At 71.3% G+C, this 23,527-nt stretch carries 21 protein-coding genes; 12 read left to right on the forward strand and 9 right to left on the reverse strand.

Annotated elements, in window-relative coordinates:
• Nucleotides 1-253: 253 nt before the first annotated feature.
• Complete coding sequence (locus tag KME78_RS29565; RefSeq protein WP_219532670.1) at nt 254-994, forward strand: hypothetical protein; 741 nt, start codon at nt 254-256, stop codon at nt 992-994.
• Nucleotides 995-1,049: 55 nt separating this feature from the next.
• Nucleotides 1,050-1,439: a hypothetical protein gene (locus KME78_RS29570; RefSeq protein ID WP_219532671.1), complete on the forward strand. Its 390-nt coding sequence runs from the start codon at nt 1,050-1,052 to the stop codon at nt 1,437-1,439.
• Nucleotides 1,440-1,506: 67 nt separating this feature from the next.
• Here the strand turns inward: KME78_RS29570 and KME78_RS29575 are convergent, their stop codons facing one another.
• The 3 genes from KME78_RS29575 to KME78_RS29585 form a co-directional block, all read right to left on the reverse strand.
• Nucleotides 1,507-1,857: a hypothetical protein gene (locus tag KME78_RS29575; RefSeq protein WP_246652066.1), complete on the reverse strand. Its 351-nt coding sequence runs from the start codon at nt 1,855-1,857 to the stop codon at nt 1,507-1,509.
• Between the two features lie 119 nt (nt 1,858-1,976).
• Complete coding sequence (locus KME78_RS29580; protein WP_219532672.1) at nt 1,977-4,775, reverse strand: hypothetical protein; 2,799 nt, start codon at nt 4,773-4,775, stop codon at nt 1,977-1,979.
• Nucleotides 4,776-4,838: 63 nt separating this feature from the next.
• Entirely contained in the window at nt 4,839-6,080 is a 1,242-nt protein-coding gene (locus tag KME78_RS29585; RefSeq protein ID WP_246652067.1) for a serine hydrolase domain-containing protein, read from the reverse strand.
• A 236-nt stretch (nt 6,081-6,316) separates the two neighbouring features.
• Between KME78_RS29585 and KME78_RS29590 the strand changes: the two genes are divergently transcribed.
• Nucleotides 6,317-7,036, forward strand: coding sequence for a hotdog fold domain-containing protein (locus KME78_RS29590; RefSeq protein ID WP_219532674.1), 720 nt, complete (start codon nt 6,317-6,319; stop codon nt 7,034-7,036).
• 48 nt (nt 7,037-7,084) lie between these two features.
• Here the strand turns inward: KME78_RS29590 and KME78_RS29595 are convergent, their stop codons facing one another.
• Nucleotides 7,085-7,933 carry an alpha/beta hydrolase gene (locus KME78_RS29595; protein ID WP_219532675.1) on the reverse strand — a complete coding sequence of 283 codons (849 nt, stop codon included), beginning with the start codon at nt 7,931-7,933 and terminating at the stop codon, nt 7,085-7,087.
• A gap of 9 nt (nt 7,934-7,942) precedes the next feature.
• On the reverse strand, nt 7,943-11,356 hold the full coding sequence (locus KME78_RS29600; RefSeq protein ID WP_219532676.1) for a serine/threonine-protein kinase: 3,414 nt from the start codon (nt 11,354-11,356) through the stop codon (nt 7,943-7,945).
• Between the two features lie 56 nt (nt 11,357-11,412).
• Here KME78_RS29600 and KME78_RS29605 point away from each other — a divergent pair, with 56 nt between their 5' ends.
• Both KME78_RS29605 and KME78_RS29610 read left to right on the forward strand, forming a co-directional pair.
• Nucleotides 11,413-12,114, forward strand: coding sequence for a type 1 glutamine amidotransferase (locus tag KME78_RS29605; protein ID WP_219532677.1), 702 nt, complete (start codon nt 11,413-11,415; stop codon nt 12,112-12,114).
• Nucleotides 12,115-12,185: 71 nt separating this feature from the next.
• Nucleotides 12,186-13,073 (forward strand): hypothetical protein, encoded by an 888-nt coding sequence (locus tag KME78_RS29610; RefSeq protein ID WP_219532678.1) that lies wholly within the window; start codon nt 12,186-12,188, stop codon nt 13,071-13,073.
• Nucleotides 13,074-13,075: 2 nt separating this feature from the next.
• Here the strand turns inward: KME78_RS29610 and KME78_RS29615 are convergent, their stop codons facing one another.
• Complete coding sequence (locus tag KME78_RS29615; protein WP_219532679.1) at nt 13,076-13,627, reverse strand: HXXEE domain-containing protein; 552 nt, start codon at nt 13,625-13,627, stop codon at nt 13,076-13,078.
• A gap of 83 nt (nt 13,628-13,710) precedes the next feature.
• Here KME78_RS29615 and KME78_RS29620 point away from each other — a divergent pair, with 83 nt between their 5' ends.
• The 5 genes from KME78_RS29620 (at nt 13,711) to KME78_RS29640 (ending at nt 19,368) form a co-directional block, all read left to right on the forward strand.
• Complete coding sequence (locus KME78_RS29620; RefSeq protein ID WP_219532680.1) at nt 13,711-16,650, forward strand: bifunctional [glutamine synthetase] adenylyltransferase/[glutamine synthetase]-adenylyl-L-tyrosine phosphorylase; 2,940 nt, start codon at nt 13,711-13,713, stop codon at nt 16,648-16,650.
• Nucleotides 16,651-16,726: 76 nt separating this feature from the next.
• Nucleotides 16,727-17,761: a hypothetical protein gene (locus KME78_RS29625; RefSeq protein ID WP_219532681.1), complete on the forward strand. Its 1,035-nt coding sequence runs from the start codon at nt 16,727-16,729 to the stop codon at nt 17,759-17,761.
• Between the two features lie 21 nt (nt 17,762-17,782).
• The gene (locus KME78_RS29630) at nt 17,783-18,319 is read left to right on the forward strand and encodes a GNAT family N-acetyltransferase (RefSeq protein ID WP_219532682.1); all 537 of its coding nucleotides are present in this window, start codon (nt 17,783-17,785) and stop codon (nt 18,317-18,319) included.
• A gap of 99 nt (nt 18,320-18,418) precedes the next feature.
• Nucleotides 18,419-19,000 carry a TetR/AcrR family transcriptional regulator gene (locus KME78_RS29635; RefSeq protein WP_219532683.1) on the forward strand — a complete coding sequence of 194 codons (582 nt, stop codon included), beginning with the start codon at nt 18,419-18,421 and terminating at the stop codon, nt 18,998-19,000.
• 11 nt (nt 19,001-19,011) lie between these two features.
• Nucleotides 19,012-19,368: a hypothetical protein gene (locus KME78_RS29640; protein ID WP_219532684.1), complete on the forward strand. Its 357-nt coding sequence runs from the start codon at nt 19,012-19,014 to the stop codon at nt 19,366-19,368.
• Between the two features lie 59 nt (nt 19,369-19,427).
• Here the strand turns inward: KME78_RS29640 and KME78_RS29645 are convergent, their stop codons facing one another.
• Nucleotides 19,428-19,760 carry a hypothetical protein gene (locus KME78_RS29645; RefSeq protein WP_219532685.1) on the reverse strand — a complete coding sequence of 111 codons (333 nt, stop codon included), beginning with the start codon at nt 19,758-19,760 and terminating at the stop codon, nt 19,428-19,430.
• A gap of 363 nt (nt 19,761-20,123) precedes the next feature.
• On the opposite strand from KME78_RS29645, the gene KME78_RS29650 reads away from it, so the two are divergent.
• Nucleotides 20,124-20,561: a type II toxin-antitoxin system VapC family toxin gene (locus KME78_RS29650; RefSeq protein ID WP_219532686.1), complete on the forward strand. Its 438-nt coding sequence runs from the start codon at nt 20,124-20,126 to the stop codon at nt 20,559-20,561.
• Between the two features lie 196 nt (nt 20,562-20,757).
• On the opposite strand, the gene KME78_RS29655 is transcribed toward KME78_RS29650, so the two are convergent.
• On the reverse strand, nt 20,758-21,750 hold the full coding sequence (locus KME78_RS29655; RefSeq protein WP_308127181.1) for a LysR family transcriptional regulator: 993 nt from the start codon (nt 21,748-21,750) through the stop codon (nt 20,758-20,760).
• 84 nt (nt 21,751-21,834) lie between these two features.
• On the opposite strand from KME78_RS29655, the gene KME78_RS29660 reads away from it, so the two are divergent.
• The gene (locus KME78_RS29660) at nt 21,835-23,121 is read left to right on the forward strand and encodes an MFS transporter (RefSeq protein WP_246652068.1); all 1,287 of its coding nucleotides are present in this window, start codon (nt 21,835-21,837) and stop codon (nt 23,119-23,121) included.
• A gap of 114 nt (nt 23,122-23,235) precedes the next feature.
• Here KME78_RS29660 and KME78_RS29665 read toward each other — a convergent pair whose 3' ends face one another.
• Nucleotides 23,236-23,469 (reverse strand): hypothetical protein, encoded by a 234-nt coding sequence (locus KME78_RS29665; protein ID WP_219532688.1) that lies wholly within the window; start codon nt 23,467-23,469, stop codon nt 23,236-23,238.
• Nucleotides 23,470-23,527: the final 58 nt, after the last annotated feature.

Here is a 23,527-nt window from a genome sequence, read left to right on the forward strand (position 1 = left end):
GCGCCCTGCCACTGAGAGTCCTCTCAGTGGCAGGGCGCCTTGTCGTATATCAATGGATTCCCATGTGCGGCCCTTGGTTTTGGTGATTATTGGGAATTCCATTTAGCTGCACGCCGTCGACCCGCAAAAGTGAAAAAGGGCAAGGTTTTCTTTAGACATCCTTTGTGAATACATTTCATGGGCCTCGGGTATCGGGTCGATGTATCCCGAATTCCAACCTGGTGCGCCATATAGGCGCATGAAAGGACATTCCATGACCGCTACCGCAGAGGCCCAGCGGACCGAGACGACCGAGGGCGAAGGACGCCCTCTGGAAGCCCTGCTACTCGCCGCGCTTGCCGCACGCCGCGAACATGGCGAGGAGAGCGGTATCGACCACCCGCTGCTGCTCGCGATGCTGATGCGTCGCCGCGGGGAGGGCGAGGAAGAGAGTGGCATCGACCACCCGCTTCTGCTCGCCGCTCTCATGCGTCGGCGCAGGGGAGGCGAGGAGAGCGGTATCAATCACCCGCTGCTGCTCGCGATGCTGATGCGTCGTCGCAGGGAGGGCGAGGAAGAGAGTGGCATCGACCACCCGCTTCTGCTCGCCGCTCTCATGCGTCGGCGCAGGGGAGGCGAGGAGAGCGGTATCAATCACCCGCTGCTGCTCGCGATGCTGATGCGTCGCCGCGGGGAGGGCGAGGAAGAGAGTGGCATCGACCACCCGCTTCTGCTCGCCGCTCTCATGCGTCGGCGCAGGGGAGGCGAGGAGAGCGGTATCAATCACCCGCTGCTGCTCGCGATGCTGATGCGTCGTCGCAGGGAGGGCGAGGAAGAGAGTGGCATCGACCACCCGCTTCTGCTCGCCGCTCTCATGCGTCGGCGCAGGGGAGGCGAGGAGAGCGGTATCAATCACCCGCTGCTGCTCGCGATGCTGATGCGTCGCCGCGGGGAAAGCGAGGAGGAGGGCGGTATCGACCACCCGCTGCTGCTCGCCGCCCTCGCCAACCGATAGTGGCGCGATTCCGATCACCGGCAGACAGATCACATCGACCGCAGAGGAGCAACTCATGGCGTCAGGGGAAGCCGCCGATCCGACCGAGCATGACCCGGTGGAGTCGCTGATCGACAACGCCATTCGCGACATCCTCAACGAGGCCAGCCAGTCCACCAAGGTTCTCGCCCGCGGCGGGGACTCCATGGCCACCCTGATCGAAACGGCCCTTACTTCAGCACCGCGCGCGATGCTGAAGTCCTCGGCCATCGAAAGGGTCCTGCTCGCCCAGGTTCTGGCCTCGGCTCTGGCGGACGCTCTCGCGCCCGCACTGGCGGAGGCGCTGACTCCCGAGATCATGAAGGTCCTGGAGCAGTACACCACCAACGCCAAGGGCGGCGGCGCGAAGGCCCCGAGGACGACCACCGCCACAGCCAGGGGGACCAGCAGCAGAAAGAAGACGTGAGACGTCCTCAGCTCGGGTCGTGGGCACCAGACAGCTGGTGCCCACGACTATGTCTTCAACGTGGCGATCATTGGAACGCGTAGCACTCGACCTCGGACCGGCGGAAAGACAGGTGCCTGGCCACGGAGTCGCGCACGCAGGCGCGTTCGCCACTGCTCAGGTGCAACGTGCCGCACACGGTCACGCTGGAATAAGTCCGGCAATCCAGGTTGGGATCACGACTTCCCACGCGGTAGTTCGTCCTGACCGCTGTGCGGCACCTCGATCGTGCGTGCGAGGAGTCGGCATACCGGCATTGACCGATCAGGACCTCGTATTGGGATCTGCTCACCTCGTGCCGGTCGGCGCCATCCCAGGTGGAGGTCATTCCGAACATGGGGATCAGCGACAATCCGGCGGCGGCGATGATGATTTTCATGGCTTCCCTCCAACACACGTGAAGTACTGGCGGGGAGAAGTCGCAGTCCACATCAGCTACCCCTGCCAGGATACTTCAGTCGCGGGTCGTGGCCTCGTGGTGGCTGGCTGTCGCGGTCCTCAGACCGTGCGGTCGGTCCTGCGGGTGTTCCTGGCGGCTCGGTTCCACAGGGCGGGCCAGCCGCCGTGGCCGAGCCACGTGGGTGGGACGCGCAGGCCGCCGGTGGCGACGCGGTCCCAGAACGTGGTGAGGTCGGCGCCCAGTTCGGCGGCGGCCGGGAGCGCGCGGTGCCACGGGCCGTCTTCGTCGGAGAGGGTGGACGCGGGGAAGCCCGGCACGCTGGTGTGGGCGGGCTCGGTCACCGGGACCGTTTCGAGCGGCCAGATCGTGGTGGCGATGACGAGGGCGCAGAGGACGTCGGTGTCCGCGCCCCGGCCGATGGCCTGGGCCAGCACCGGGTCCGCCGCGCGCGCGAGCCGGCCGATGGCCGCCCTGATCCGGCGTACGACCAGCTCCGCCGTCCGTGCGGGAGCGATCGCCCGGTGCCGGGCCAGCCCGCGCAGCGAGCCGGGCAGCGGCGCGTCCACCAGCAGCAGGCCGAGCTGGTCGTAGCGGTCGCGGAGCCCGGGATCCAGCCGCTCGATCGCGCCGGCCAGCGGACGCACCCGCGTCGCCGCCCACACCTCGCCGAGCCGGGCCGCCGCCAGCGCGGTGCGGCAGGTCTCAGCGAGTCGTCCGGGCCGCATCCTCCGCAACGCGACCAGCACCTCGCCGCCCGGGCCACCACCACTGCCGTCGTCGGCGGCGTCCAGCGACTCCAGTACGCGGATCGCCCACACGGCCGACGGGGCGGCCATCGTCTGCGCGGCCAGGGTCGCCAGCGGTTCGGCCAGATCGCGGAAGGCCTGGTTCCGTGGGCGCCTGGCAGGCAGCCGTTCGCCGGGTATCCGGGGTGCGGGGGCCTGCTCCGGCAGGGCAGGCGGCGCGATTCCCGCCACGAACCGCAGCACCTGCTCGCCCACCCCAGGCTCCGGTTCGGTGTTGAACCTGGCCTTCATCTCGGCCACATGCCAGCGCCGCGTCGACAGCTGAAGCTCCACGTTGACGGCGATGACGCCGTCGCGGTCGCGCAGCGCCAGCAGCCCGCACTTCCCGGCCGTCGCCTCCTCCACGTAGATGGGGGAGGCGATGCAGTTGCCCATGTACGCCGACCATTCGGCGAGCGTGCGCGGGCCACGCGCCAGCTCGACGCGGAGCCCGGTGCCGGGGACCTCCTGGCCGTCCACGGCGGTCAGCGGCTCCGGCACCTGGAAGGCCCCGGTCAGCGCCTGCGCCAGGTCCACGTCGCCTATGAGCCCTTCGACCAGCTCTTTCCAGGTACGGCAGCGCCGGGGCGCCCGCGCGCCCAGCGCGACCAGTTGCGCGGCGCCCGCCACCGCCAGCGGCAGCGAGTCGAGGCGCGGATCCAGTGGGGCTGGCTCGCCGGGCGGCGGGTCGACGGTGACCTCCGGTGCCTCCGGGCCGAGGTGGGTGACGGTGGCGGCCTCGTGGCCGTGCAGGCGGGCGACCGCGTCGGCGAGCTCGCCGTACCAGAGCAGGTCACCGGCCTCTTCCACCGCGTACGGCACCGCGTCCGGCTGCGCCGCCAGCCGTCGCGCGAGCGACTCCCGCTGACCGGCGACTGGGATCTGCTCCCAGGATCGCGGCGGCCTGATGGCGGTGTAGCCGACCGCTTCGCGCCATTTGCGCAGGTCGGTGCAGGCCCACGGCCCTAATCGGCCACCGCCGGCCGCCAGCAGCTCGGGGACGGCCTCGAGGACGACGAGCCCGAACTCGCGGGCTCTGGCCAGCCGCTGCCTGACGTACTGCTCGGGCGGGTCGGCCCTTCTCGCCAGGTCGCGGACGTAACAGCCGGGCCGGGCGGGCAGGCCGCACAGACCGGGGACCCGGCGGGCGGCCCGGCCCGCCGCCTTATCGTCGAGCCGGGCGGCGGCGGCCACCAGCTGGTCGCGGCAGCGGGCCAGGCCGTCCGGCACGCCGTGCTCGGCCACCGCGACCGCGGTGCGGAGCAGCACGGTCGCGGCCAGCGCGTTGTCGAGCACCCGGTGCATCATGTGAGCCCAGTGCCAGGGCTGTGGGGTCCAGCGGGCGACCTGGGCCAGTGAGGGGTCCGGGCCCAGCTCCGTGCGGACCTCGTCGAGCAGCAGTTCGTCCTCGTGGCCGCGGTAGCGCCGGGTCAGCTCGGGCAGCCTGCTCTCGCGGGCCTGGGTGGCCATGATCCGCTGCTCACGCTCGAGCTCCGCCTGGTGCGCGGCTACCTGGTCCCACAGGTCGAGCAGCAGCTCCAGCCGCCTCGGGCCGGGGAAGGGGCTCAGCACGCGAGCCAGGTGGGCGGCCAGGGCGGACGGTGTGACGCGTCCCATCGGGTCCGGTCGCCCGGGAGGGGTGCTCAGCGCGAGGAGGCGTTCGAGCTGTTCGGGCCCGAGCAGGTCGCTGGCCGCCGAGGCGAGCTGGAGCGCCGGCCAGCGTCCGTCGATCACGGCCTGGCCGGCGGCCGCGGCCACCCGCTTGGTCGTGGCCGGTCCGAACAGGGCCACCAGGATGCCGGTCCGCTCCCCGAACCGGCTCATCCCCGCCACGCCCAGCGTCCTGAGCGCCGCCAGCACGGCATCCCGCCGGTCGCCCCCGGCTCCGTCGAGCCGCGCGGACCTGAAGCCCGGCCGCAGCTCGATCCCGGCCCCGGCGACCGCCACGCCGCCCGCCTCGATCAGGCGGGCCAGTTCGGCCGCCGAGCTCCGGGGATCGCCGCCGGCCGGGCCCACGACCACCGCGGACCCGGGGGAATCGCTCGCGGGACGGCCACGGACGTCCCACACCTCCTGGTCCCGCCCGGACACCACCCCAAAGGCCAATCGCACCACATCCCCATGGTTCTGGCCCGGTACGCGGTGAGGCAACCGGAATTCCGCAGCCGCCGGAGGTCAGAAGTACTTCGAGGTCAGGTCCGTCGTCGGCCAGGTGGTGATCCTGACGTTGTTCATCTGGCCGTCGATCACGTCGAAGTCCGGGGTTCCGGTCTCTTCGCGCCGGTTGAAGATCGCCGCATAGCTCCAGCCGTTCTGCAGCCGCGCCAGGTACGAGAACGTGCCCGGCATCGAGCCGTTGTGCCAGGTGTTGAGGTGCCCGGTCACCTGCCTGACCCACCAGCCGCCGCCGTACCAGGCGCCGGAGGAGTTGACGCCGATCTCCGGCTTGGCGACCAGCTTGGCGATCGACGCCGAGCTCAGCACCGTGCCCGGCCGGTCGAAGGCGAGCGTCCACCGGACGAGGTCCACGGCCGAGGCCAGCCAGCCGCCGTTGGCGTCCTGGTTGGGCATGTTGAAGCCGCCGTACGGGTACGGCACGACGGTGCCCGAGTCGTCCAAGACCGTCTTGTTGGTGTACTGGGACTGGTAGATCACCTCGCCGGACGCGGCCTCGGTCCGCAGGCTCCTGCCGAGCCGCATCCGCGTGATGCCGAGCGGCTTGAGCAGCTTCGTCTTGACGTACGTCTCGTACGACAGGCCCGACACCTTCTCGATGATCCGGCCCAGCAGCATGTAGCCGTAGTTGCTGTAGACCATCTTCGACCCGGGGGCGAAGTCGAGCTGCCGGCCGGTGGCGTACTTGATGATGTCGGCGTGGCTGATCGGCAGCGGCACGTCCAGCGCGGCCGAGATCGTGTGGTCCAGCCAGAGCTGGTCCTGCTTGGAGGTGTCACGGTCCCAGCCGCCCAGGTGCTGCATCAGCCTGAGCACGGTGACCTGGTTCATCCGGGTGTCGGCGGGGGTGAGGCCGAGCAGCGTGGTCACCTTGGCCGAAAGGCTCAGCTTGCCGTCCTGCACCAGCCGCATGATGGCGGCGGAGGTGATGTTCTTGCTCAGGCTGGCGATGCGGAACAGCGACGTCGGCGTCACGGTGGGCAGCGCCTGGGCACCGGTGTTGTAGCGATAGCCGCGGGCCAGGACGATCTTGCCGCTCTTCATGACCGCCAACTGGGCGCAGGAGATCTCGCGTTCCTTCACGAACGACTTGATCACATTGTCGAACCCGGCCAAGGACGCGGGAGCGGTCCCTGAGGTCTCCACCACCGGGACGGGCGCGGCGAGTGCCGGCCGAGCGGTCATCGCGGCGGCGGGTACGGCGACGGCCCCCGCCTTGAGCAGGCTCCTACGAGTGAGCATCGTCACTTCTGGCTCCTAGGTAACGTCCGTGCAAAGTAGGCGTCGTATCTTACGGACATGAAGAACCCGGCGCAGCCCGGGTCATCGCTGGGAAGTTTTGCTCGCCTCTGGGGTGTTATGAGGTGGGACGAAAGCTCCTGGAGGGCGTGAGGAAACTGATCGTCCGCTAAAATCGGTCCGTTCCAAAGAGACTTTTCGGATATTTCGCCATATAGGGCGATGTTGGAGGGTGTGGCATGACGACGGCTGCCCTGCAGACCGTGTTGACCGTTCCTGAGCGCTTCAGGGGACCGGCGGGAGTCGCCAACGGCGGCTGGATAGCCGGGACCATGGCGGAGGCGTTGGGCGGCCATCGATCAGCGGTCGAGGTCACGCTGCACGCGCCCACCCCTCTGGAGACCGACCTGTGCCTGGAGCACGTCGCCAACACGGTTTCCCTCCACGAGGGTGACAAGCTCCTGGTCGAGGCCATCCCGGTGGCCGAGGACCTGACGGCGCCCGCGTTCGTGCCGTTCAACGACGCCGCCCGCGCCGAGGCCGGGTTCGCCGGCTGGCGGGGCCACGCCTTCCCCGAGTGCTTCGCCTGCGGGCTGCGCGAGCCGGGTGACGGGCTGCGGATCTTCCCCGGCCCGGTGGAGGGGACCGACCTGGTGGCCGCCGGGTGGTTGGTGCCGTTCACAGTGGCCGAGGAGGACGGCGTGCCCGCCTCCGTCGTGGGCGCGGCGCTCGACTGCATCACCGGCTGGGCCCACTTCGGGCCCGGCGAGTCGGCGCTGCTCGGGCGGCTGGCCGTACAGATCCACCGGCGGCTGTACGCGGGCGGGGCCTACTCCGTCGTGGCCCGCGCGACCGGCCGCGAGGGGCGCAAGCTGTTCGGCGAGAGCGCGATCTACGAGGTGGACGGCACGCTGGTGGCCGCCGCCCGCGCCACCTGGATCGCTCCACGCGAAGCGTGAGAAAAGCGTGACGGCCCGGCACGGAATCGTGCCGGGCCGTCCGCGTTCTCAGCGGGAGGTGAGCCGGTCGGCGACGATCGAGGCGCAGCGGTCGTCGAACATGATCGTGTAGTGGTTGCAGTCCGGGATCACCTCGTCGGCGAGGCCGGGCAGGCGCGCGGTCCACGTGGCCGCCAGCGCGTCGGGCAGCATGCCGCTCTCCTGGTCGAGCAGCCCGCGCGGCGCCCTGATCAGCGAGAGCGGCGCCCGGATCGCGGCCAGCGCCGCGCCGATGCGCGCGGACTCGGTGAACAGCCAGCGCCCGTCCTCCCGCACCGCCTCACCGGCCACGCGCGAGCGCAGCGCGCCTTCGTCCCCGGTCAGGTCGTAGCGGACGTACGCCTCGACGTCGGCGGTCCAGCCGCGGCGGAAGGCCGGGTGTTCCTTGAAGAAGCCGACGTACGCCTCCGGTGACGGGAACGTCCGGCGCAGCCGCTCCACGGCCGGTCCCAGGCTGGCCTCCAGGACCGCGTCGGGATCGGCGCCCCCGGGCATGGGCAGCGGGAGCCCGCCGTCGACCAGCACCACCCGCGCGAAGTCGCGTTCGGCCGCGGCCAGCGCCGCGATGTAGGCGCCCATGGAGTGCCCGGTCAGCACGGTCTCCGGTCCAGCGCCGACGTGGTCGGCCACGCGCAGCACGTCCTCGGCGTGCCTGGCCAGTCCGTACGGGCCGGGCAGCGCCGCGCTGTGCCCACGGCCGCGCAGGTCCATCGCCACCAGAGACCAGTCCCCGGGCAGGAACCGCGCCACCGTGGCCCAGGCCATCAGCGAGGCGGTGATCCCGTGCACCGCGATGATCAGGCGCGATCCCGTACCGAACGTGGCCACCCGCATGCCATCGACCTCGTCGAGCCTCATAGCCGGATCTTACGGACAAACCTTCTGGTACGGCACTCCTGGCACGAAGCTTCGCCACTCGCCGGGGCTCAGCGACCGGCCGGCGCGGGCGCAGATCGCGGCCACCACCTTGCCCGGCTCGACCGGCTGCTCGCGCACGGTCCCCGTCTGGCCCAGTGTGATCACCTCCGAGCCGTCCGCGGTGAACACCGGGCCGTAAAGGTCGCCGCGGTCGTCGCCGTCGCCGAGCGTGCCCAGGTCCGCGGCGGCGGCCAGGTCGACGAGCCGTACCCGGTGGTCGTGCGTGACCAGCGCGACCACGTCCGCGCGGGGTGACCTGGCCGCGACGTCCTCGCCCGCGAGCGGGCCCAGGGCGACCTGGCGTACCCGCTGCCTGGTGGCGGTGTCGAACACGCTGACGCGACCGCGGGAGTCCACGACCGCCAGCGACCTGCCGTCGTGGGTGAAGAGCACGTCGGTGACGGTCGTGCCCTGGCCGGTGCCCCCGAACGGCTTGCCCAGCCGCCGGCCCGACGCCGCGTCGAACAGGTGCTGCTCGCCGGACCCCACCGCCAGCACCTTGCCGTCGGGGGAGAAGTCGGCGTCGTGCACCTCGCCCACCGTGGCCGACCACAACTGGCGCTTCGACTTCCAGTCCCAGACGCTCACCGCGTACCGGGTGGACACGTCCCCGTCGACGTAGCGCAGCCCGGTGACCAGTTTCGTGCCGTCGGGGCTGAAGGCCAGGAAGGAGGTCTCGTAGTCCGCCAGGTCACCGCTGGGCGCCGCCTTCGCGAGCGTGCGCCGCGTGCCGGTGTCGACAACCGTGAACCCGCTGATGCCGCCCACCGCGGCCAGCCGCCCGTCGGGGCTGATCGCCGCGGCCTCCGCCGGGTCGGAATCGGGCCTCTTCAGCACCGGGGCGCCGAGTGGCCCGCGCGGATCGGCGAGGGAGACCTGGTAGCCGTCCTCGGAGCTCAGGACCTGCCGCCCGCCGGGACCGAACTTCGCCCACGACCACGAGGGCGCCTGCTTCGGCGCGCGCACCGCGAGGTCGCTCAGGTCCACGGTGAAGACGCGGTCCTCGCTGAGATAGCGCAGCGTGTGGCCCTCGAAGCCGGCCTGAGGCAGCGGCACGGAGTCGTCCTCCGTGCCACTGGGCAGGGTCAGCGTGGTGAGCAGCCGGTCGTACGCCCGCCAGACCTGGATGTTCTGCCCGGTCACCGAGGCGAGCAGCCGCCCGTCGGCGCTGAAGGTCACCTCGCCGCCGTTCCAGATGTCGGTCTCGTTCCCGAGGGTCGCCGCCGGTCCGCCCGCGCGGTCCGTGATCCGCAGCTTTCCGCCCACCGGCCGCACGGTCGACTTGCCGTCGGGTGAGACGACCGGGCGCGCGGTGAGCGGGTCCTTCGTCCGGGTGCCGGTTCGTAGGTCCCAGGTGTATTCGTGCTGGTCGAGGCGGATCAGCGCGTAGCGGTCGGTTGTCCGGTACCGGACGCCGACCGATGTGCCCGTGTCGTCGCCCACGTCATGGCCGAACGTCCACGTCCCGGTGGACTTGCCGGTACGCAGGTCCCACACCCGCGCCCGCTTCCCGGTGACGACCAGCAGGTTCCGGCCGGTGGGGGAGAGGGCGGCGGTCAGGGGCCGCTCGCCCGCCAGGCCCAGCCGGGCGATGCCGCCGGTCCGTCCGCCGGTGCGTACGTCCCAGAGCCGCACCGCGTCGTCGCTCACGCTGGCCAGCGTCCGGCCGTCGCCGCTCAGCAGCCGCAGCGCGTCACCGGAGGCGACGGGATTCTTGAACACGGCCACCTCGCGCTGCGCCAGCGAAGCGGTCAGCGCGGCCCTGGTCTGCGGGGTCCGGTCCAGCCGCCAGGCGGCCACGCTCAGCAGCATCGCCGCCCTCGGGTCGCTCTTGCGCAGCGTGCCCGCGAACTGCGCCAGCCGCGCCGCCTCCGCCTGGTCACGCTGCGCGGCGATCCGGTCGGCCCGCTCGCCGGCGAGCGCGCTCTGCTGGACGGCCAGGCCGGTCGCCAGCAGCGAGATCACCAGCAGCGCCGCCAGGCTGAGGGAGACGAGCCTGGTCCGCCTGCTCCTGCGCCTGGACAGATCGGCGCCCGCGTCGAGGAAGTCGCGTTCGGCGGTGGACAGGGTGATGTTCCGGCGGGCCGTGGCCGCCCACCGCAGCGCGTTCTCCAGGCTGCTGCCCTGGAACAGGTCGCCGTCCCTGCGCCCGGCCCGATTCCACCGCTGCGCGGCGCTCAGGATCTCCCGGTGTACGGCCAGGCCGTCCCGGTTGGCGTCGACCCAGCGGCGAAAGCGCGGCCAGGCGAGTGGCAGGGCGGGGCGGGCCAGCCAGACCTCCTCGCCCTCCCTGGACAGCAGGTAGCCGAACACCTCCAGGATCCGGGTGACCGACGAGACCTCGGGCAGCGGCCGGCCCTCGACGAGCTCGGCCAGCTGCGCCCGCCGTACCGCGAGGCCGCCCTGCTCGCTCAGCGTGACCAGCCGGAGGAAGACCTCGGGCGCGAGCTCGCGCTCGTCCGGGGCGAGCAGCGCGTACGCCTCCTCGGCCAGGGTGCCCAGCGCGGGATCGTGGGCGGGGACGCCCGCCCGCGCGGCTTCCTTGCCGCCCGCGGCGAGCAGCAGGCCGGTGTCGAGGCCGCCCTCGGCGCTCACCAGGGCCAGCAGCAGCTCACGGGCGGACGGGCGCTCCAACGGGTCCTTGCTGAGCGCCGCGGCCACCAGCGGCCGCAGCGTCGCGGGCAGCACGCTCAGATCGGGACGGGCCGACAGCACCCGGTGCATGACCGCGCCCAGGTTCTCGGCCTCGAACGGGTCGGTGCCGCTGGCCGCGTACACCATGACCGCGCCCCAGGCGAACACGTCGGCGGGCGTCCCGGCCCGCTGCCCGCCAAACACCTCGGGCGCCATGTACGTGGGCGTGCCCGTCACCAGGCCCGTCGCGGTGAGCGACATCTCCGCGGTCCGCGCGATGCCGAAGTCGATCACCCGGGGGCCGTCCGGGCCGAGCAGCACGTTGTCGGGCTTCAGGTCGCGGTGGATCACCCCGGCGTCGTGGATGGCGGTCAGCGCGGTGGCCACGGCCGTGGCGAGCCGGTGCAGGTCGCCGCCGCCGAAGCGGCGTCCCTCCATGACGGTCTTACGCAGGCTGGGGCCCTGGACGTACTCGCTGACGATGTACGGCCTGGGCCCCTCCAGCTCGGCCTCCAGGACGCTCGCGGTGCAGAACCCGGCCACCCGCCGCGCCGCGGCCGCCTCCCTGGCCAGTTGCGCCGGCTGGTCGCCGTACAGCACCTTGATCGCCACGCGGCGGCCGTCCTCGGCGTAGCCCTCGTAGACCACACCCTGGCCGCCCGCGCCGAGCCGCCCGGCCAGCCAGTAACCGCCCAGCCGCTGAGGGTCTCCGTCGATCAGTTCGCTCACGGGCTGTTTGATGCGTGCGGTGTGGCAAAGGTTTTTGGGCGGATAAATTACTCCTTATGCGCATCACGGTCATTCAGCATGAGGCGGACGCACCGCTCGGCTATTTGGGCGGCTGGCTGGGGCCGGTCTGCGACGTCGTCCGCCCGTACTTGGGCGAGGAAATTCCCGAGCGGGCCGCCGACGGGCTGATCGTGCTCGGCGGGGAGTCGGCCGCGTGGGAGGACGAGCGCTGCCCGTGGCTGCCCGCCACCCGCGACCTGCTGGCCCGCTCCGTCGAGGAGGGGACGCCGACGCTGGCCGTCTGCCTCGGCGCGCAGCTGATGACCCTGGCCTGTGGCGGCACCGTGGAGCGGGGCGGCGCCGGGCTGGAGGTGGGCCTGTGCGAGGTGGTCGCGCTGCCCGCCGCGACCGACGATCCGCTGCTGTCGGGCGCCGGCACGGCCGTGGCCGTCCAGTACCACCAGGACGTGATGGCCCGCCTGCCCGAGGGAGCGGTGCCGCTGATGACCGGCTCGCGGTACCCGAACCAGGCCTACCGGCTCGGCGAGGCGGCCTGGGCGGTGCAGTTCCACCCGGAGGCCACGCCGGAGATCTTCGCCACGTGGACCACGGCCTCGGGCCTCGACTCGGCCCGCGAGCTCAACGCGGCGGTCGTCGCGGCCGAGGAAGCGCTGGTCGCCACCTGGCGGCCGATGGCGGAGGCGTTCGGGCGCGTGGTCCTGGATCTCGGCCGGGAGCCGATTCAGGGGATGCACTAGGTCGTACCCTGACGCGGTCGGTTCTTGAGCCGTCCTACGCTGCCTCATCGATCGAGGGGGGTAGGACGGTCATGAAACGACGCACGGCAGTGCGCGCGGCCCTGGCGGTGTGCGCGACGATCGGTCTGACCTTGGCGGGGCCGGTGGCGGACGCGGCGGCGCGGTCGGCCCCGCAGGTCGTCAGGGTCTCGGCCCAGACGGGCAAGGACTCCGCGAAAGCGAAATCGGCCCGCGCCCGCTGCCCGCACGGCACGCGGGTGATCAGCGGTGGCGCCTCCATCGAGGGAGGCACGGCGGGGCAGGCCCCGAACGCCACCGCCCAGGTGGTGCTCACCCGGCTGGAGCCGGTGGCCCATGGCTCCGGGCACTACTTCGAGGCCGCCGCGCACGAGGACGGCAACGGCTTCGGCGGTCAGTGGCGGCTGAAGGTGTACGCGGTGTGCGGGCGACTTCCCGGGCTCGTCTACCTCATGCAGCGCGGAACGCCGGGCTCCCCGCCCAGCGACGCGCAGACCGTCAACTGCCCGGCGGGCAAGGTCGCGCTGGGCACCGGCGGCCGGATCGACGGCGGCGACGGGAAGGTCTTCCTGACGGAGATCGGTCTCCAGGACGCCTTCACCTTCGCCAACGCCTACGAGGCCGAGGGCGGGTTCGCGGGAAGGTGGCGGGTGACGGCCTTCGCCGTCTGCGGTGACCAGCCGCCGGGCTACGCGGTGGAGATGCCCGCCCAGCTCCAGGGCAACTCCGCCAGCCCCAAGAGCTCCCTCGTCGCCTGCCCGAACCCCGCCCAGCGCATCGTGGGAACGGGCGTCGGCAACGGCGGCCAGCAGAACCAGGTCATCCCGACGGCCGTCTTCCCGTCGGCCGCGCTGAACGAGGCGACCACGAGGGCGGCCGAGGACGAGACCGGCCTGGCCGGCCCCTGGGACACGGACCAGTTCCTGGTCTGCGTCGATTAGGGCTACCGGCGGCGGGCGCGGCGCGGCGTGAGTGATCGGCGGTGGACGCGCTGTTTGGTGAGCGCGTGGGCGAGTGCGTGGACGCCGACCAGGACGAGCGGCAGGGCGGCCAGCCCGGCCAGGGCCGACCGGCCGCTCGCCGTCGGCACGCCGGCCGCCCTGAGCTGCCGCCACGCCCACATCGTGAACGGGATCACCACCACCGGCGCCGTCACCACACCAGGCGTGTAGCCACGCGCGACCGCCGACTGCGCCAGATGGCCCACCCCGTGCAGGCCGAACCCGGCCAGCACCGCCTGGAACACCGGGCTACGCCCTCCGGTGCGCGCCCCCATGGCCGACGCCCCGGCCATGACGCCGCCCATCAGCCCGATCGCCACGTTGACCTGCCGCTGCGACAGCTCCAGCCGCTGCCACGGAACACGCGGGTAGCGCCGCTCCAGCTCCGGCCGGGCCTCGCGGGTCCAGCGGGCCATCGTGGCCAGCTCCTCCGCGTCGTGCACCGCCCAGGCCGCGAGCAGCCCCCACGTCACCGCCGCCGGCACACCATCCATCCCAGAACCTCCCGATTCAAAATGCAACGCAACGTTGCGTTTAACTTTAGGCTCCGGAACCAGAGGGCTGTCAAGATGGGGGTGTGCCAAGGATCGAGTCCACCGCCGCCCGCCTGGCAAAGCTCGGCTTCGCCGACGGCGCACGGGCCGCGACCCTGGTACGTCAGTCGGGGACCGAGCTGGACGACCTGCTCAAAGGACTGGTAGCCGTGGCCGACCCCGATCTGGCGCTCGCCTCCCTGACCCGGCTCGCCGAGCGCGAGCCCACCGTGCTCGACACCCTGCGCGCGGACGAAGACCTCCAGGCCCGGGTGCTCGCGGTGCTCGGGGTGAGTGCCGCCTTGGGGGAGCATCTCGTACGCCATCCCGAACAGCTCGGGCTGCTGGCCGTGCCCGAGCTCGGAGACGCGCGGGCGGAGCTGCTGCGCGCGGTCGGCGCCGAGCCGGAGGAGGACGAGCCGCGCGCGTCGGAGCCCGACTCGCTGGTGAGGCTGCGGGTCGCCTATCGTGGGCGGCTGCTGCATCTGGCCGCGCGGGACCTCACCGGGCAGATCGGACTGCCCGACGTCACCGCCGAGCTGTCCGACCTCGCGGGCGCGGCGCTGGAGGCCGCGCTGGCCATCGCGCGGGCCGAGGTCGACGCCGGTGACGTACGGCTGGCGGTGGTCGGCATGGGCAAGCAGGGCGCCAGGGAGCTCAACTACATCAGCGACGTCGACGTGATCTTCGTGGCCGAGCCGCGCGAGGGCGCCGACGAGACCGCGGCCCTGCGCGGTGCCACCCGGCTGGCCCAGGCCATGATGCGGGCCTGCACCGCGACCACCCCGGAGGGCGCGCTGTGGGAGGTCGACGCCGGGCTGCGGCCGGAAGGCCGGGCGGGGCCGCTGGTACGCACGCTGGGCAGCCACCTGGCCTACTACCGGCGCTGGGCCAAGACCTGGGAGTTCCAGGCGCTGCTCAAGGCGCGGCCGGTGGCGGGCGACCTCGCGCTGGGCGCGGCCTACGTCGAGGCGGTCAACGAGTTCGTCTGGTCGGCGGCGACCCGGGACCACTTCGTCGAGGACGTGCAGGCCATGCGCCGCCGCGTCGAGTCCCACGTACGGGCCGAGGGCGAACGCCAGATCAAGCTGGGCCCCGGCGGGTTGCGTGACATCGAGTTCGCGGTGCAGTTGCTGCAGCTCGTACACGGGCGGCTCGATCCGCTGCTGCGGCGCAAGGCCACCCTGCCCGCCCTGGCCGCGCTCTCCCGGGGCGGCTACGTGGGCCGCGAGGACTCGCGCGGGCTGGCCGAGGCGTACACGTTCCTGCGCCAGGTGGAGCACCTGCTGCAACTGCACCGGCTGCGCCGTACGCACATCCTGCCGTCGGACCCCGGCGACCTGCGCAGGCTGGGCCGCGCGCTCGGCATGCACGCCGACCCGGTGGGGGAGTTCACCGCCAGGTGGCGGCGCCACGCGCGGGAGGCGCGGCGGCTGCACGAGAAGCTGTTCTACCGGCCGCTGTTGCAGGCGGTGGCCCGGCTGCCCGAGTCGGAGTCCCGGCTGTCCACCACGGCGGCGGCCGCCCGGCTGGAGGCGCTCGGCTACGTCGACCCCAACGGCGCCCTGCGCCACATCGCAGCCCTGACCACGGGCGTCTCGCGGCGGGCGGCGATCCAGCGGACGCTGCTGCCGGTCATGCTCGGCTGGTTCGCCGACGCGCCCGACCCGGACGCGGGGCTGCTCGGGTTCCGCCAGGTGAGCGACAAGCTCGGTGCCACGCCCTGGTATCTGCGGCTGTTGCGTGACGAGACGGCCGTGGCGGCGCGGATGGCGCGGATGCTCGGCACCAGCCGCTACGCGACCGGCCTGCTCCTGAACGCGCCCGACGCCGTCGGGCTGCTGGGCTCCGACGAGGGCTTGTCCCCGCGCCCGCCGGACGCGCTGCTGAAGGAGGCGTCGGCCGCCGTGTCGAGGCACGGGACCGACATGGAGTCGGCGGTGGCGGCCGTTCGCGCGCTGCGGCGGCGGGAGCTGTTCCGCACGGCCGTAGCCGACATTTCTGGACTTATGAGCATTGAGCACGTCGGGGTGGCGCTGTCGTCGCTGAACGACGTGACCATCCAGGCCGCGCTGGACGTGGCGATCGGCAAGGTCGAGGTCGAGCGGCGGGCGGAGCTGCCGACCAGGTTCGCGGTGATCGCGATGGGACGGCTCGGCGGCATGGAGTCCTCCTACGCCAGCGACGCCGACGTGATGTTCGTGCACTCGCCCGTGCCCGGCGCCACCGAACGCGAGGCCACCGACGCCGCGTACGCGGTCGCCAACGAGCTGCGCCGGCTGCTCGCCCTGCCCGCGCCCGACCCGCCGCTGCTCATCGACCCCGACCTGCGCCCCGAGGGCAGGCAGGGCCCGCTCGTCCGTACGCTGGCCTCCTACCGCGCCTACTACGCGCGCTGGTCGTCTCCGTGGGAGGCGCAGGCGCTGCTGCGGGCCCGCTTCTCCGCCGGTGACGCCGCGCTCGGCGCCGAGTTCATCTCCGTGATCGACCAGCTGCGCTACCCGCCTGACGGCCTGCCCGACGACGTCGTACGCGAGATCAGGCGGATCAAGGCCCGCATGGAGGCCGAACGGCTGCCGCGCGGCGCCGACCCCGCCCTGCACACCAAGCTGGGCCCCGGCGGCCTGTCGGACGTCGAGTGGGTGGCGCAGCTGCTGCAGCTCCGCTGCGCGGACCAGCATCCCGCGCTGCGGACCACCCGCACCTTGGAGGCGCTGCGGGCGGCCGAGGCGGAGGACCTGCTCACGAGTGCCGACGCGGCCGTGCTGGCGGAGGCCTGGCGCTTCGCCTCCCGCGTCAGGGACGCGGTCATGCTGGTCAAGGGCCGTCCCGGCGACAGCCTCCCGGCCGACGTCCGGGAGCGCAGGCTGATCGCCCGCATGCTCGGCTACCCTCCCGACGGCTCGGAGGACTTCCTCGACGACTACCGCCGGGTGACCCGCCGCGCCCGCCAGGTGGTCCACCGGGTCTTCTACGACTCCTGACCCCAGCTGTCACAGCTTGGCTACAAACCGTGCGGATGCTGCCTGGCGGGTGTATCAAGGCGCGGGGTGATCGATTGTGCTTTCCATTTACGTTGACCTGGCCTTAGGTCTGGTGCTCGCGTTCCTCATGCTTTCGCTGCTGGTGAGCGGGCTGAACGAGGCATTCGTACGGCTGCTCGGCATCCGTAGCAAGTTCCTGTGGGCCTACCTCCGCGACACCATGGACGGCAGCGACGCGCAGGGAAAGTCGTGGCTGCCCGCCAAGGTGGCGGACGTGTTCGCGTCGCTGCCGTTCGTCCGCGATCCACGGCCGGTCCACAGCGACCAGCCGGCCCCGGTCGAGGCGGCGCAGGCGCCCGAGCACGAGACCAAGGCCGAAGACGCCATGACGAAACTCCTCTACCAGCGGGTCCAGGAGATCGACCACCCGAAGAGGGGCCGCACCAGCATCGCCAACATCCCGCCGGAACGCTTCGCGGTGGCGCTGATGGAGATGGCGGCCGTCGAGAAGGACGGCGTCGAGGGGCTGCTGACCAAGCTCAAGGCGATGGGCAGCCCGCTGCACGGCCATCTCAAGGGCGTGTGGGACTCCGCGCAGCGCGACATGGACCGCTTCCGGCAGGGCGTGGAGACCTGGTTCGACGGCGAGATGCAGCGGCTGTCGATGCTCTACAAGCGCTACGTCAAGTGGGTCGTCGCCCTGCTCGGCTTCGTGGTGGTGCTGCTGTTCACGATGGACGGGCTCGAATACGGCAAGACCCTGCTGCGCGACAACGCCTTCCGCGCCTCGGTCACGGCCGTGTCCGAGGCGGGGCCCGACGCCTACAGCGAGCTCAAGGAGCAGTGCGCGCAGTCGAACCCGGTGCCCTGCATCACCGACACGCTGAGCCAGCCCGCGCTGGTCAAGGTGTTCGACCACGCGATCGTCAACATCGTGATCCCGGCCGAGGGCGAGCCGAGCGTCAACTGGAACGGCGGCACCTGGTGGGACCGCCTCACCACGCTCAGCCACTGGCCCGGCTATCTGCTGACGTTCGTGGCGCTGCTGTTCGGCGCGTCGTTCTGGTGGGACCTGCTCCGCCGCCTCACCGGCATCCGTGGTCGCCGTTAGATCTGGGTTAGTGTTGAACGGATGGAGACAGAACGGCTCATCATGCGCAGATGGCGCGACGAAGACAGGGAACCGTTCGCGGCGATGAACGCCGACGCCGAGGTGATGGAGCACTTCCCGGCCCTGCTGAGCAGGGAGCAGAGTGACGGCTTCGTCGACCGGATCGAGCAGGGCTTCGAGGCCCACGGCTATGGGCTCTGGGCGCTGGAGGTGCGCGAGAGCGGCCAGTTCATCGGGTTCACCGGGCTGGTGCTGCAGACGTTCGAGGCGCCGTTCACGCCGGCCGTCGAGGTGGGCTGGCGGTTGGCGAAGGCGGCCTGGGGGCACGGGTACGCGATCGAGGCCGCCAGGCGGGCCGTACGGTACGGGTTCGAGGAGGCGGGGCTGGACGAGATCGTCTCCATGACGACCGTGCGGAACACCCGTTCGCGCAAGGTCATGGAACGCCTGGGCATGACCCGCGACATAGCCGACGACTTCTACTTCCCGGGCATCGCGGAGGACAACCCGCTCCGCCCGCACGTCCTGTACCGGCTCAAGCGCGGTCAGGCTCTTTAGTCTCCACGACGCGGTAGCGGCCGCGTGTTTCGCCTGGCGTGAGGTTATTTAGGAATGATCGTTCTTGACCATTCGTTCCTAAACACGTATGGTCATCGCATGGGACGGCCGAGAGGGTTCGACGAAACCGAGGTGATCCGGGCGGCGGCGGCGCTGTTCGCGGACCGGGCCTACGACGGTGTCTCCGTCGACGACCTGGTCAACCACCTCGGCGTGCACCGCAACAGCCTGTACAAGACCTTCGGCAGCAAGCGGGGGCTGTACCTGGCCGCACTGCGCTGGCACGTGGAGCATCAGGTGCGTCCGCTGGTCTCGGCGGTCGGCGCGGCGGGCGACCTCGCCGAGGCGGTGCGCGGCACACTGGCCGCACACGACGACGGAGGCGCACTGGACCTGCTGCTGATGGCGGCGGCCGAACGTGCCCCCGTGGATCAGGAGGTCCGCGCCGAGGTCTGCGCCGCCTTGGACGCTCTCGACCAGGCCATCGGCACCGTTCTGACCGGCGCCGCACCCGACCGCGCCGACCGAGTCGGCGAGCCGTCGCCGGCGCTGGCCGGGGCGCTCACCGCGGCGCTGATCGGGCTCCGGCTACGCGCCAGAGCCACCACCGCCGCCACCGAATCCGACCGGGCGGCGGCGGCTCTGGTGCGGTGCCTCGCCCCGAACGACCTCACCATCTAAGGAGTACTGACATGGCACACTTGCACGTCGACGGTGACGCGCTGGTCGTGGAGATCGAAGGACTCGACAAGCTCTGGGCGCTGAAGAGCAGCCTGACGATCCCCCTGGCCAACATCCGCGGCGCGACCGCCGACCCCGGCATGATCAAAAGCCCCAAGGGCATCCGCGTACCCGGCACCCACATCCCCGGTGTGATCACCGCGGGCACCTTCCAGCTCGACGGCGAGCGCGTCTTCTGGGACGTCCACGACGCGGCCAAAGCCGTTGTCATCGAGTTGGCCGACGAACGCTACAGCCGCCTGGTCATCGAGGTCGACGACCCCCGCGCCACCGTCGACCTCGTGGAGAGCCACATCACCCGCGCATGAGCCGCCCGCCCTTGCCATCGACATGACCGAGCTGAGGATTCGGGAGCTGTCCTGTGCGGCTACTGGGCGGTCGTGCCATCGCGTGCCTCGATCACCGCGGCCATGAATTCTTGGAAACGCGCGAACTGCTGCTGATCCATCTTCAGCGACACCCCGTTGGCGATCCGGTCGTCGTACCTGGTGCCGATCGTGACCTTGAAGCCGTCCCCGTGTGGTTTCGCGTCCACTCCGAGGAACATCACGTGATATCGCCTGGCATCCGCCTGACAGTGGAAGACATCTAAGGTCCTGCCGTCATGCACCAGGATGTACTCGCCGATCGCGAACTCCGCTGCCATGGCTTCCCGTTCATGCCGCTTGATGTGCCGGGTGTCAGCGTCATCCCGGGGCACACGTCATAAAGGGAGACTCCTCTCCATTACACCGCAGGAACCGGTCGGCGGCGATGTCGGTTCCCGTGAAGCGTCCGATCAGTGCCAAGGCCGAGCTGACGCTCTCCTCCCGGTCCACCCGATCGTTGAGGACGAACGTGGCGCACGCCTCCGCCGCGCTGCACGGTCATGGCCAGCGCCTCTGGCAGCCGGCAAGCGTGGTGTATCTCCGTATGTGGAGGCGGCAGTCCGGCGGCAGATCGAGCGCGACAACCTGGCCGCTCTCATCAGAGCCAGTGAAGAGATCCACGGCCCGCTCACCGGGGCGGAGATCCAGGCAGCTCGGGAAGAGATGCTTGGACTCAGTACCCACGGTGAGGTGGCGTGAGCGGCACCTGGGTTCTGGACAGCGAAGCCCTCTCGCGGTATTTGCGAGCCGATCGCAAGATGACCGCCCGGCTTGCCGTCGCTCTCGAGGACGACATCCGTGTCGTCATCAGCGCTGTCACGATCGTCGAGGCCGATCATGACAGAGTCCATTCCGCCCGGCTGGCCTGGACGCTGTCCCGGCTCACCGTGGAACCGCTCACCAAGGACCTCGCCCAGCGGGCGTCAGGCTTGCTCGAATCCGCAGGGCTGCACGGTCACAAGTACGCCATTGACGCGATGGTCGCCGCGACGGCGATCACCACCGCCGACAAGCCCGCCCGGATCCTCACATCCGACCCGGACGATCTGGAAAAGCTCCTCGGGGAGCGTCTGGACCGCTCGAGTCAGCCGCGCGGCGCCGGAAACTCCAAGGTCAAGGTCGTTCCGGTCTGACCCGCTGCGCTCCCGGCCTCCACACAGGGCACCGCCCTGAGCGCCAACGCTGACGTCGCCGCGCGGATCGGTGAGAGTCGGGGAGTTGGTGGTCGTGCTCTGTTCCAGCACCCAGGACGCCTCCGTTGATCAGTGGCTCATTGCTCAGCGCGGGCGTCCGGCCTGATGTGACCGCGATCTACCGTCCCAAGCGTAGTCAGGCGCTCATCGCGTAGAGCACGTCGCGCAGGGTGGCCTCGCGGCTGCGCAGCCAGACCAGCCGCAGGGCCAGCGTCGGCGCGTCGTGGTCGAGCGGAACCGGTACGCCGGCGGCCGGCCCCGTCTCCTGGGGGACGTCGAGCGGGACTGGCGCACCGTCCGTCTCGGGCGTGAAGTTATGCGGGCCCGGCGCACCGTCCTTCTCAGAGGTGAAGTTGCGCGGGCCCGGCGCGAAATCCGTCTCGGGGGCGAGGTCGAGCGGGATCAGCGCGCCGGAGGCGAGGTCCGCTTCCAGGACGAAGTCGGGGAGCAGCGCCCTGCCGAAGCCCTGCCTGGTCCACTCGCGAGCCGTGGCGATGCTGGTCAGCTCTCTGCGCGGCACCCGAGCGCCGAACAGCTGGTCGGCCGCCAGCCGGATCGAGCAGCCGGGTGTGCTGACCAGCAGCGGCTCCCTGTCACCGTCCGGAGCCGCGACCAGCAGCAGCCTGACCTCGCCCACGTCCAGGAAGTCCAGGTCGGCCGGCGGGGTGAAGCCCAGGCCGCCGATCCGGGGACCGGAGTCGAGCAGGAGCGCCGCGTCCAGGCCGCCGCCGGCCACCTCGGACAGCAACGCCTGCCTGGTCAGCGAGCGTACATCCACGTCCAAGTCGGGGCGGCGTTCGGACAGGCGGCGGACGATGGCGGGCAGCTTGGCCGCGGCCAGCATCTCCAGCGCCCCGATCCGAACCCTGGGGCGCTCCCCGGTCACCGCGCGCCGTACCTCGTCCGCGTGGTCGAGCAGACCCTGCGCCCGCGTGAGCAGGGTGGCACCGGGGCCGGTCAGGCGCATGCCCTGGGGCGTGCGCTCGAAGAGCGCGACGCCGAGGCTGTCCTCCAGGCGGCGTACCTGTTCGGAGACCGAGGCGGGGGCGAGGCCGAGGGTGTTCGCGGCTGCGGTGACGGTGCCCGACCCTGCCACCGCCACGAAACCCCGCAACTGGCGCAAATCCACAGATATCAGCATACGGTTTTCCCGAATGCCCCCTGCGGTTGCGCCTGTTGAGGGGAAATATCGTCTTTTAGCAGGCTGATGGGCATGAAGATGTTCGGTTTCTCCCTGGCCTACTTCTTGGTGATCCTCGACACGACCGTGCTCACCATCGCGCTGCCCGATCTGCGTACCTCCCTGGGTGGCTCGCTGGCCGGGCAGCAGTGGGCGGTGAACGCCTACACCGTCGCGTTCGCCGCGTCGCTGCTCACCGGGGGAGCGGTCGCCGACCGGTACGGCGCGGCCCGGATCTTCAAGATCGGTGTGCTGGCCTTCGGTGTGATCTCGCTGCTGAGCGCGGCGGCGCCCCATCTCGGCGTACTGATCGCGTTGCGCGCCCTGCTCGGCGTGGCGGGCGCGCTCTGCACGGGCGGCTCGCTCGGCCTCCTGCCCGAACTCTTCCCCGACCCGGCCGCCCGCGCCCGCGCCACCGGCCTGTGGGCCGCCATCACCGGCATCGCCCTGGTCGCGGGCCCGCTGCTCGGCGGCCTGCTGGTCGACTCGTACGGCTGGCGGGCCGTCTTCCTCCTCAACCCTCCCCTCGCCCTGATCAGCCTGCTGGCCATGCGAAAGGTCCGTTCAGCGCGTGGGCACCGCCTCATCGACTGGGGGGTGCAGGCGCTGGCCTGCGTACTCCTCGGCCTGCTCGCCGAAGCCCTGATCGACTCGTCATGGATCGCCGGCCTGTCGGCCTTGGGCGCCCTGGCCGCGCTGGTGTTCGTGGAGCGTCGTAGCCACGCCCCTGTCCTGCCCGGTGGCCTGCTCGCGGTGACCTGGCCGGAGCTGCTGGCGGGCGTGGTGGCGAACTTCGCCTTCTCCGGTGCCCTGTTCGTCCTGACCCTGCTCCTGCAGGACACCCGCCACCTGACCCCGCTGGCCACCGGGCTGGCCTTCCTGCCGCTCACCCTCCCGATGACGGTGAACCCGCTGCTCACCGGCCGCCTGGTGGCCCGCTACGGCCCCCGCCCACCGATCCTGGGCGGCCTCGCCCTGCTCGCGATCGGCCTGGCCGGCGTCTCGTTCACCGATCTCTTGGCGCCGTGGCTGGTCGTGATGGGCTTCGGGCTGTCGTTCGTGCTGCCCGCGCTGATGGCGGGCGTGGTCACCAGCGCACCGCCCGGCACAGCCGGTACGGCCGGCGGCGTCCTCAACGCCTCCCGCCAGGTCGGCGCCACCCTCGGTGTGGCCGTACTCGGCGGCCTGTCCCACCCTCTGCCGGTGGCCGCCACCGTGACCGCACTGACCTGCGCCTGCTACGGCCTCGCGGCCCGCGCTCGACGGACGGTGCCGGCCGTGGACTCACCCGGGGCGGTTGGACTCGCCACCAGGAAGTAATCGCGTGATACCCCGGAGCCGCCATGGGCCGCTCCGGGGGCCGACCGCGTGCCTCGCTAGCCGTCTGAGCGGTTTCTAGCCGAGACACCAGACACCAGAGCCTCTTCCACTCGCTCAGCAGGGGGTGAAGAAGTATTTCTGCGTGCCCTCCAGAATCCCCCACTGGCCGGGAGGCTGACTGCACCCGGACCAGCGCTGTCCGACGACCTGGTCTCCGCTGTAGTAGCTGATGACGAGGAGGTTGTCGCCCCCTGGCGGGGGAGGAGGAATGGCGAGAGCCGGGGTCGAGCCGAGAGCGAGCGCGCCGGCAGCCAAAACCGCCGCTAAAACTCCTCGCTTGATGTTCATGGACGTTCCTCCAGTCCAGCGGGCTTCCAGGCCAGAGCGAATGCCAAGGCCATTTGCG

The organism is Nonomuraea guangzhouensis (assembly GCF_019396345.1).
Taxonomy (GTDB): domain Bacteria; phylum Actinomycetota; class Actinomycetes; order Streptosporangiales; family Streptosporangiaceae; genus Nonomuraea; species Nonomuraea guangzhouensis.

Coding starts and splice junctions, on each gene's coding strand:
- KME78_RS29565 (WP_219532670.1), top strand. CDS start 254: ATGACCGCTACCGCAGAGGCCCAGCGGACCGAGACGACCGAGGGCGAA.
- KME78_RS29570 (WP_219532671.1), top strand. CDS start 1,050: ATGGCGTCAGGGGAAGCCGCCGATCCGACCGAGCATGACCCGGTGGAG.
- KME78_RS29575 (WP_246652066.1), bottom strand. CDS start 1,857: ATGAAAATCATCATCGCCGCCGCCGGATTGTCGCTGATCCCCATGTTC.
- KME78_RS29585 (WP_246652067.1), bottom strand. CDS start 6,080: ATGCTCACTCGTAGGAGCCTGCTCAAGGCGGGGGCCGTCGCCGTACCC.
- KME78_RS29590 (WP_219532674.1), top strand. CDS start 6,317: ATGACGACGGCTGCCCTGCAGACCGTGTTGACCGTTCCTGAGCGCTTC.
- KME78_RS29595 (WP_219532675.1), bottom strand. CDS start 7,933: ATGAGGCTCGACGAGGTCGATGGCATGCGGGTGGCCACGTTCGGTACG.
- KME78_RS29605 (WP_219532677.1), top strand. CDS start 11,413: ATGCGCATCACGGTCATTCAGCATGAGGCGGACGCACCGCTCGGCTAT.
- KME78_RS29610 (WP_219532678.1), top strand. CDS start 12,186: ATGAAACGACGCACGGCAGTGCGCGCGGCCCTGGCGGTGTGCGCGACG.
- KME78_RS29615 (WP_219532679.1), bottom strand. CDS start 13,627: ATGGATGGTGTGCCGGCGGCGGTGACGTGGGGGCTGCTCGCGGCCTGG.
- KME78_RS29630 (WP_219532682.1), top strand. CDS start 17,783: ATGGAGACAGAACGGCTCATCATGCGCAGATGGCGCGACGAAGACAGG.
- KME78_RS29635 (WP_219532683.1), top strand. CDS start 18,419: ATGGGACGGCCGAGAGGGTTCGACGAAACCGAGGTGATCCGGGCGGCG.
- KME78_RS29640 (WP_219532684.1), top strand. CDS start 19,012: ATGGCACACTTGCACGTCGACGGTGACGCGCTGGTCGTGGAGATCGAA.
- KME78_RS29660 (WP_246652068.1), top strand. CDS start 21,835: ATGAAGATGTTCGGTTTCTCCCTGGCCTACTTCTTGGTGATCCTCGAC.
- KME78_RS29665 (WP_219532688.1), bottom strand. CDS start 23,469: ATGAACATCAAGCGAGGAGTTTTAGCGGCGGTTTTGGCTGCCGGCGCG.